Source organism: Streptomyces otsuchiensis (genome assembly GCF_004305975.1).
In the GTDB taxonomy this organism is placed as follows: Bacteria; Actinomycetota; Actinomycetes; order Streptomycetales; family Streptomycetaceae; genus Streptomyces; species Streptomyces otsuchiensis.
On the sequence record NZ_BHZI01000259.1, the window covers coordinates 1 to 8,200 of the forward strand.

7 protein-coding genes are annotated in these 8,200 nt (G+C 74.3%); 4 read left to right on the forward strand and 3 right to left on the reverse strand.

What is annotated here, in order from left to right; all coding sequences use genetic code 11:
- Window positions 1-369 precede the first annotated feature (369 nt).
- A complete protein-coding gene (locus tag E0D90_RS20825; protein ID WP_194116922.1) occupies window positions 370-1,203 on the forward strand; it encodes a tetratricopeptide repeat protein in 834 nt (277 codons plus the stop codon).
- A gap of 94 nt (window positions 1,204-1,297) precedes the next feature.
- Here the strand turns inward: E0D90_RS20825 and E0D90_RS20830 are convergent, their stop codons facing one another.
- Window positions 1,298-2,560 (reverse strand): DUF1015 family protein, encoded by a 1,263-nt coding sequence (locus tag E0D90_RS20830; RefSeq protein ID WP_130799618.1) that lies wholly within the window; start codon window positions 2,558-2,560, stop codon window positions 1,298-1,300.
- A gap of 62 nt (window positions 2,561-2,622) precedes the next feature.
- On the opposite strand from E0D90_RS20830, the gene E0D90_RS20835 reads away from it, so the two are divergent.
- Entirely contained in the window at window positions 2,623-3,702 is a 1,080-nt protein-coding gene (locus tag E0D90_RS20835; RefSeq protein WP_130799619.1) for an HAD hydrolase-like protein, read from the forward strand.
- Between the two features lie 118 nt (window positions 3,703-3,820).
- Here E0D90_RS20835 and E0D90_RS20840 read toward each other — a convergent pair whose 3' ends face one another.
- Window positions 3,821-4,651 carry a siderophore-interacting protein gene (locus E0D90_RS20840; RefSeq protein WP_103529682.1) on the reverse strand — a complete coding sequence of 277 codons (831 nt, stop codon included), beginning with the start codon at window positions 4,649-4,651 and terminating at the stop codon, window positions 3,821-3,823.
- Window positions 4,652-4,704: 53 nt separating this feature from the next.
- Window positions 4,705-5,736: an ABC transporter substrate-binding protein gene (locus tag E0D90_RS20845; RefSeq protein ID WP_130799620.1), complete on the reverse strand. Its 1,032-nt coding sequence runs from the start codon at window positions 5,734-5,736 to the stop codon at window positions 4,705-4,707.
- Between the two features lie 83 nt (window positions 5,737-5,819).
- Between E0D90_RS20845 and E0D90_RS20850 the strand changes: the two genes are divergently transcribed.
- Window positions 5,820-6,893 carry a FecCD family ABC transporter permease gene (locus E0D90_RS20850; protein ID WP_130799621.1) on the forward strand — a complete coding sequence of 358 codons (1,074 nt, stop codon included), beginning with the start codon at window positions 5,820-5,822 and terminating at the stop codon, window positions 6,891-6,893.
- Window positions 6,894-7,105: 212 nt separating this feature from the next.
- On the forward strand, window positions 7,106-8,200 hold the full coding sequence (locus E0D90_RS20855) for a FecCD family ABC transporter permease (protein ID WP_170215026.1): 1,095 nt from the start codon (window positions 7,106-7,108) through the stop codon (window positions 8,198-8,200).

The following is an 8,200-nucleotide window of genomic DNA, read 5'->3' on the forward strand; positions in this document are numbered from 1 at the left end:
CGCCCGCGTGGCCCGCGTCGTGACGACGAGCGTGGTGGTGGGTTCCGTCGTGACGACCGTCCCCGTGACGACCGCCCCGCGTTCCGTCGGGACGACCGTGGTCCGCGTCGCGACGATGACCGGCCGCCCTTCCGTCGCGATGACCGTCGTGACGACCGCCCGCGTGGCCCGCGTCGTGACGACGACCGGGGGGGCCGTTCGTACGGTCGTGGCCGGGATGATCGACGTGAGGGGTTCCGGGGCGGTCCGCGCGGTGAGCGGGACGGCGGATACAGCCGTGACCGTGACGACCGCTACGGGCGTCCGCGGGAGCAGGTCCGCCGTCTGCCGATCCCCGACGATGTCACCGGCCAGGAGGTCGACCGTGATGTGCGTCAGGAGCTGATGAGCCTGCCGAAGACCCTCGCGGACGATGTGGCACGCAACCTGGTGATGGTCGCCCGGACGCTCGACGAGGACCCCGAAGCGGCCTACGGGTACGCGAAGGTGGCGCTGCGGCTGGCTTCCCGTGTGGGTGCCGTGCGTGAGGCCGCGGGATTCGCTGCCTACGGTGTCGCCAAGTACTCGGAGGCGCTGGCGGAGTTCCGTGCCGCCCGTCGTATGTCCGGGTCCGCGGATCTGTGGCCCGTCATGGCCGACTGCGAGCGTGGCCTGGGACGACCCGAGCGTGCCCTGGCGATGGCGGGGGAGCCTGAGGTCACCCGGCTCGACAAGGCCGGCCAGGTCGAGATGCGTCTGGTCGCGGCCGGCGCACGTCGTGACATGGGCCAGGCGGAGGCCGCTGTGGTGACGCTGCAGAGCCCGGAGCTGGCGTCGACCTCCTCGCAGCCGTGGACGGCGCGCCTTCGCTACGCGTACGCCGACGCCCTGCTGGCGGTCGGGCGCGAGGACGAGGCCCGGGAGTGGTTCGCCAAGGCCCTGGAGGCCGACCAGAGCGGCGCCACCGACGCCTCCGACCGGCTCGCGGAGCTGGACGGTGTCGAGTTCATCGACGCCTTCGACGAGGACGCCGACGATCTGGATTCCGTCGATGACGGTGACGACGGTGACGACGGTCACGACACCGCGGACGGCTCCGACGCCGGCCCGCGGACGCTCCACAGCCGCGACGGGGCCGACGAAGGGCATGACGCGGACGGGAACGACGGCGAGGCGGAGAACGAGCGGGACGCCGACGAGCGGGACGCCGGGCGCTCGGCCTGACATCCGGCGCGGTCCATGACTGAGGGCGGTGCGGAACCCAAGGGTTCCGCACCGCCCTCAGCCGTTTCGGCGCCACGCGCGCCACGTGCGCCGGTCAGGTCTCCATGACGCGCAGCACCAGTCCCGTCGCGGGCTTCGGACCGAACGAGGTCGACTTGCGCGGCATGGTGACGCCCTGCGCCGCCAGTTCGCGCACGGTGCTTTCCGCCACCGGGCGCATCAGTACGGCGGTGCCACCGTGCCGTTCTGCCTGGGAGACCGCCGCGTCCGTGTCGTGCAGGAAGGCGATGTCGGACGGGCCGTCCGGGATGTGCCACACCGCGTCGAGGAGGGTGGAGTGCAGCACCGTCGCGTCCAGTTCCCGCCAGGAGGCCGGCCGGTCGGCGCGGATGGTGCGTGCCAGAAGTCCGGGGTCCGGGCGGTCGAGGAGGTGGAACTCCCCCGCGCCGGAGAGCACGAACGCGGGTCCCGGGACGTCCGCGAGCGCGGCCAGTGCGGCCGCCGGTGTCCGGGCGTCGAGCCGCCGGCTCCGGAAGCCGGCGGCGGACAGCTCCAGCGCCCGCACGAGGGGGAGGCGTGGCAGCACCCGGTGGATGGCGCGGATCCGCAGCGGGTAGCGCGTGCTGTCGACGAGCAGTACCAGGCCGCGGTTCCACGGCGTGCGGTCGCCGTGCTCGGAGCTGACTCGCAGCGAGGTGGCCCAGCGGTGGTGTCCGTCGGCCACCAGGGCGGTGCGGGTCGCCAGGTCGCGGGTGATCAGCCGCTGCTCCTGGGGGTCGGTCACGGCCCAGAGCCGGTGGGTGAAGCCGTCCTCCGTGGTGGTGGATAGCAGGGGGGCGGCCCGGGCCGTGCGTTCGAGCACCGTGGCCGTGTCCCCGCCGTCCGCGCCGCCGTCGCCCTGGTAACTCATCAGCAGGGGTTCGAGGTTGGCCGCGGTCTCGCGCAGCAGCGCGGCGCGTTCGGCGACCACCTGGGGCATCACGTCCTCGTGCGGCAGGACGACGCGGTCCGTCGCCGGGGTGAGGCGCAGCGCGCCGATGACGCCCCGCTGCAGTTCGCCGTCGCGGCGCTGTTCGTAGACGTACAGGGCGGGGGAGTCGTCGCGTGCCAGGACGCCTTCGTGCAGCCAACGGTCCAGGGTGCGGGCGGCGTTGCGGTGTCCGGTGGCGGCGTCGGGGGCCTGGGGGAGGATCAGCCGGACCACGTTGTGGGGGTCGGAGGTCTGGAGCTCGTGCAGCCCGTCGGGCCGGACCACCACGTCGTAGGGCGGTGAGGTGACGGCGGCGAGGCTTCCGACCCGTTCGGGGACGTAGCGCACCCCCCGGAACGGAGTCACGTCGAGGCCGTCGGTGAGCATCCCCGCATCGTATGTCCCGGGCCGCCCCTCGCGCAGTGGCGGGTGTGCGCGATGATCGGCCCATGGACGAGCACGAGGCGCGAGAGACAGACGACGCGAGGGACGCCGTGCGGCAGCGGCAGCAGGTGCGGCCCGCGGGCACGGTCGAGCCGCTGGCGGCACGGTACGACACCGCGCTGCTGGACCTGGACGGCGTGGTGTACGTGGGCGGGGCCGCCGTCGAGCACGCGGTGCCGTCGTTGCTGACGGCGCGGGACGGCGGGATGCGGCTGGCGTACGTCACCAACAACGCGGCCCGCACCCCCGAGACCGTCGCCGGGCACCTCTCCGAGCTGGGACTGCCCGCGGTGCCCGCCGAGGTGGTCACCTCGGCGCAGGCGGTCGCGCGGCTGATCGCGGAAGCCGTCGAGCCGGGCTCGCGGGTGCTGTTCGTCGGGGCGGAAGGGCTGCGGACCGCGCTGCTGGAGCGGGGGCTGCTGCCGGTGGAGTCCGCCGACGAGGACCCGGCAGCGGTGGTTCAGGGGTACGGCGGCCCGGACCTGCCGTGGGGCCGCCTGGTCGAGGCGTCGATCGCGGTCAACCGGGGCGTGCCGTGGTTCGCCTCCAACACCGATCTGACGATCCCGACGCCGCGGGGCGTCGGCCCCGGCAACGGGGCCGCGGTCGAGGTGGTGCGCATCGCGAACGGGGGCGTGCGGCAGCCGGTGGTCGCGGGCAAGCCGCTGCCGCCGATGCACCGGGAGACGGTGATCCGTACGGGTGCGCGCACGCCGCTGGTGGTCGGGGACCGGCTGGACACCGACATCGAGGGGGCGCACAACGGAGGTGTGGACTCGCTGCTGGTGCTCACCGGTGTGACGGACGGCGCGCAACTGCTGGCCGCGCGCCCGGAACACCGGCCGACGTATCTGGCGGCCGATCTGCGGGGTCTGCTGGCGCCGTTGGCGGCTCCGGTGCCGGAGGACGGCGGGTTCGGATGCGCGGGATGGCGTGCCCGGGCGGTCGGCGGCTCACTGGAACTGGAGGGCGAGGGCGACCCGGTGGACGGGCTGCGCGCGCTGTGCGCCGCGGCCTGGACCGCGGCGGGTGAGCGCCCCTCCGCGCTGGACGCGGAACAGGCGCTGGGGCGGCTCAAGCTCTGAGGGCGGACCGGCCTGCGCGCGGGGTGTGGGCGCCGGAACCGTCGAACCCGCGCTGCCGTCCCGCACCTGCGCTGCCGTCCCGCCCCGGCCGCGCAGGTGCCCATCAGCTGTCGTGTGCTCAGTCCTCGCCGACGGCCGCGAGTGTGCCCTCGGTGAGGAGCTGGTCCTCGGTGGTGCCTCGGCGCCAGTAGCCGGTGAAGGTGACCCGGCGGCGGTCGAAGCCCCGCTCGTTGACCAGGACGCGGCGGAGCGCGCGCACCCCGCCGGCCTCGCCCGCGACCCAGGCGTAGGGGGTGCCGCCGGGCAGTACGGCGTCCCGGATCGAGTCGTGCATCGAGATCGCCGAGCGGCCCCGGCAGGTCCAGATGATCTCGCTGCGGGCCCGGGTGGGCAGCCAGCGGCGGTCGGCGGGGTCGGGAACCTCCAGCCAGACGCGGGCCTCGGTGCCGGCCGGCAGCCAGTCGAGGATGCCCGCGATGGCGGGCAGCGCCGTCTCGTCCCCGGAGAGCAGTACCCAGTCGGTGTCCGGCGGCGGGCGGAAGTCGACGCCGCCGTTGTCGGCGACGGTGGGACCGAGCAGCACGGCGTGGTCACCGGGCCGGGCCCGGGTCGCCCAGCGGCTCGCCGGCCCGGTGTCGCCGTGCAGGGCGAACTCGACGTCCAGCTCCTCGGGGGAGTGGCGCTGTTCACGCACGGTGTAGGACCGCATGACCGCTCGCTCGGCGGGGTCCATCTCGCGCCACGCCGGGTACCAGTTGAGCGGGTCGGTGGGCAGTTCCGCGCGGGCCTGCCCGGGGTGGGGCAGGAAGAGCTTGAACCGCTGGTCGCGGCCGCCGCCGGCGAACCGCGCCAGGCAGTCGCCGCCGAAGGTCACGCGCACGAAGCTGGGGCTGAGCCGCTCGGTGCGCAGGACATGGGTGTCGAAGAAGTCGAAAGGCGCGTCTGACATGGCGTGCTGGTCCTCTCGTCGGTGGGGTCCTCGGGGTGGCGGCGGCTCGGTGGTCAGGCGACCCGCTCGGCGTCCCGCACGGCGGTGGCAAGCTCCTCCAGGAAGGGCGCGCAGCCCGCGTAGGAGAAGCGGGTCTCGGAGGGCCACGGGACGATCTGGCCGGCCTGGACGGCGGGCAGCCGCGTCCAGGTGGGGCGGTCGGTGAGGTCGGCGGGCTGGAGGGCGCTGCTGCGGTTGTCCAGCAGGAGGACGTCGGCCGCGTACCGGTCGGCGTTCTCCCAGCTGAGGTTCTCGAAGTAGCCGCCCTCGACATCGTCGGGGGTGATGACCTCGACGCCGAGTTCGGCGAAGTAGCTGAGGTCGGCGTAGGCGTCGGGGGTGGAGGCGTAGAAGAGGTCGGCGGACGCGGAGCAGGCGAGCACCTTGACGCCGGGGTTGTCGCGGGCGGCCTGGCGCAGCGACTCGGCGGCGGCGTCGAACCGTTCGCGGGCCTCGACGACCGGCGCGGCCTTGAGGTCGCCACCGAGCGCTTCGGCGAGTTCGGCGTAGCGCTCGATCGCGACGCGCAGCGTGGTGGGGGAGGCGGTGATGCCGGCGGTGGGGGCGAGCCGTTCTATCTGGTCGCGCGCGTCGTCGGGGACGTACCAGAGGGCGTCCTCACCGAACATGTTGGTGACCAGCAGCTGGGGTTCGAGGGTGGCGTAGGTGTCGACGTCGAACTCGCCCCAGGCGTTGCCCAGTACGGTCGGCTTGGTGACGTCGAGGTCGCCGGCCTGTTCGTCGGGTTCGCCGTCGGCGCCGACGGTCGGGCCGAAGACCCCGACGCACTCGACACCGAAGTCGTGGAGCGCGGCGGCGCTGCCGATGAAGGCGACCACCCGCTCGGGGGTCGCGGGCAGCTCGACGGTGACGCCGCGGTCGTCGGTGAAGCTCCAGCCGTCGCCGCCCCCCGCCTCGCCCGTGGTGTCGTCGGAGGCGGACTCACGGGGGCCGCTGCCGCAGGCGGTGAGCAGCGCTCCGGCGCCCACGGCGGTGCCGGCGGTCAGCAGCGACCGGCGGGACAGGGAGAAGCGGGGGGTGGGCATGGTTACGGACCCTCTCGAAGCGGGTGATTAAGGTTAGGCTAACCTAACGCTATGCCGAATGACCCCCAGCGCCCGGCCCCTCGGTGAGCGCCGCCACCCTCCCGAGGGACGAGCGGGACACCAGCCCGAAAGATACCGCCGAACCGGGCGGCGGCGCGGCGCGCACCGGGCCGCGGAGGGCCGCCGGGCTCGCCGCCGCGCTGATCCTGCTGGCCCTGGTCGCGGTCGCCAGCGTCGCCCTGGGCGCCAAGTTCATCCCGCCCGGAGAGGTCTGGCAGGCGCTGGTCGACCCCACCGGGACCGACGCCGACGCCGTCGTCCGCGAGATGCGGGTGCCGCGTACCGTCCTCGGACTGCTGGTGGGCGCGGCACTCGGCGTCGCCGGCGCCGTCATGCAGGCACTCACCCGCAACCCGCTCGCCGATCCCGGTCTGCTGGGAATCAACGCCGGGGCCGCCGCCGCCGTCGTCTCCGCGATCAGCTTTCTCTCCGTCACCTCCCTCACCCAGCAGGTGTGGTTCGCCATGCTCGGCGCCGCCCTCGTCGCCCTGCTGGTCCACGCTCTCGGGGGCAGCCGCCAGGCGACCCCGGTCCGGCTCGCGCTGGCGGGCACCGCGGCGACCGCCGCCCTGTACGGGTACGTCAACGCCGTGCAGCTCCTGGACACCGCCGCGCTGGACCGGATGCGGTTCTGGACGGTCGGCTCGCTCGCCTCCGCCAACGGACACGTCATCAGCCAGGTGCTGCCCTTCCTCGTCGTCGGGTTCGTCCTGACCCTGGCCCTGGCACGGCCGCTCAACGCGATCGCCCTGGGCGAGGACACCGCGAAGTCCCTCGGGGCCAACCTGGGGCGCACCCGGTTCCTGGCACTGGCCGTCGTCACGCTGCTCTGCGGCGCGGCGACCGCCGCGTGCGGCCCCATCGTCTTCGTCGGCCTGATGATCCCGCACGCGGTCCGTGCCGTGACCGGCCCCGACCTGCGCTGGATCCTGCCGTACTGCGCGGTCCTCGCCCCCGTGCTGCTGCTCGGCGCCGACGTCCTCGGCCGGCTGGTCGCCCGGCCCTCCGAACTCCAGGTCGGGATCGTCACCACGCTGGTCGGCGGCCCCGTCTTCATCTACCTGGTCCGGCGCCGGCGCAGGACGGTGGGACTGTGAACGGACGCACCCCGTACTCCACGGAGCAGCGCCGCGCGGAGGAGCAGCACGACGAGAGCGGCGGGCGGCAGCCCCGCGGTGGCGGTGCCTCGGATCCCGGTGCGCCCGGTGCGTCCGGTGCGCCCGATGCCCCCGGTGCGCCCGCGCGCGCACTCACCGCGCTGCGCGACCGCCTCCGCCCGGCCGGTGGCCGCAAGCGCCGGCCGAGCGGGCTGCCCGCCGCTCCCGTGTGGACCGTGCGCGGACCCGGCGACATCTCCCTGCGCCTGGCCGTCCGCACCCTGCTGGTCGTCACCGTCCTCTCGCTGCTCACCGTCGGCCTCGGCCTGCTGCTGATCGGCACCGGGAAGGAACAGTTCACCCCGGCCGAGGTCCTCGCCATCCTCAACGGCTACGCCACCCCCGCCGAATGGTTCGTCGTGCGCGAACTCCGCCTGCCGCGCGTCCTGGTGGCGGTGCTCATCGGTGCCGCGCTCGGCATCGCCGGGTCGGTGTTCCAGTCGGTGTCCCGCAATCCGCTGGGCAGCCCCGACATCATCGGCTTCACGCACGGCTCCGCCGCCGGGGCGCTCACCGTCATCGTCGTCTTCCAGGCCGGTCCCGCGCTGGTCGCCCTCGGCGCCATCGCCGGCGGACTGGCCACCGGCGTCGCCGTCTACCTGCTGTCCTGGCGTGACGGGGTGCACGGATACCGCCTCATCCTCGTCGGGATCGGCGCCGCCGCGACGTTCACCGCCGTCAACGGCTACCTCCTGACCCGGGCCGGGATCGACGAGGCGGCGCGCGCCCTGATGTGGATCACCGGATCGCTCCAGGGCAGGGACTGGACGCAGTTCTGGCCGCTGCTGGCCGCCTGCGCCGTGCTGATCCCGCTGCTGCTCACCCGGTCCCGGCAGCTGCGCCTGCTGGAGATGGGTGACGACGCGGCCCGCGCGCTGGGCGGCGACCCCGAACGCATCCGGGTGACCGCGCTGCTCGGCGCCGTCCTGCTCACCGCCGCGGCGACCGCGGCGGCCGGGCCCGTCGCCTTCGTCGCCCTCGCCGCACCGCAGCTGGCGCGGCGCCTCACCCGGGCCACCGGGCCCAACCTGCTCGCCTCGGCCGTGATGGGCTGCGCCCTGATCACCGCCGCCGACTGGGTCGCCCAGCACGCCCTGACCGTCACACTGCCCGTGGGAGCGGTCACCGGCATGCTCGGGGGCTGCTACCTGCTGTGGCTGCTCCACACCGAACGCCGGGCGGGCCCTACCGGCCCGGGTCACACGCGCCCCGCCCTTCTATCCGTCTCCGACACCACGAGAAAGTAG

What these genes read in the sequence shown, in the direction of transcription:
- E0D90_RS20835 (WP_130799619.1), top strand. Translation starts at nt 2,623, where the DNA reads ATGGACGAGCACGAGGCGCGAGAGACAGACGACGCGAGGGACGCCGTG.
- E0D90_RS20830 (WP_130799618.1), bottom strand. Translation starts at nt 2,560, where the DNA reads ATGCTCACCGACGGCCTCGACGTGACTCCGTTCCGGGGGGTGCGCTAC.
- E0D90_RS20840 (WP_103529682.1), bottom strand. Translation starts at nt 4,651, where the DNA reads ATGTCAGACGCGCCTTTCGACTTCTTCGACACCCATGTCCTGCGCACC.
- E0D90_RS20845 (WP_130799620.1), bottom strand. Translation starts at nt 5,736, where the DNA reads ATGCCCACCCCCCGCTTCTCCCTGTCCCGCCGGTCGCTGCTGACCGCC.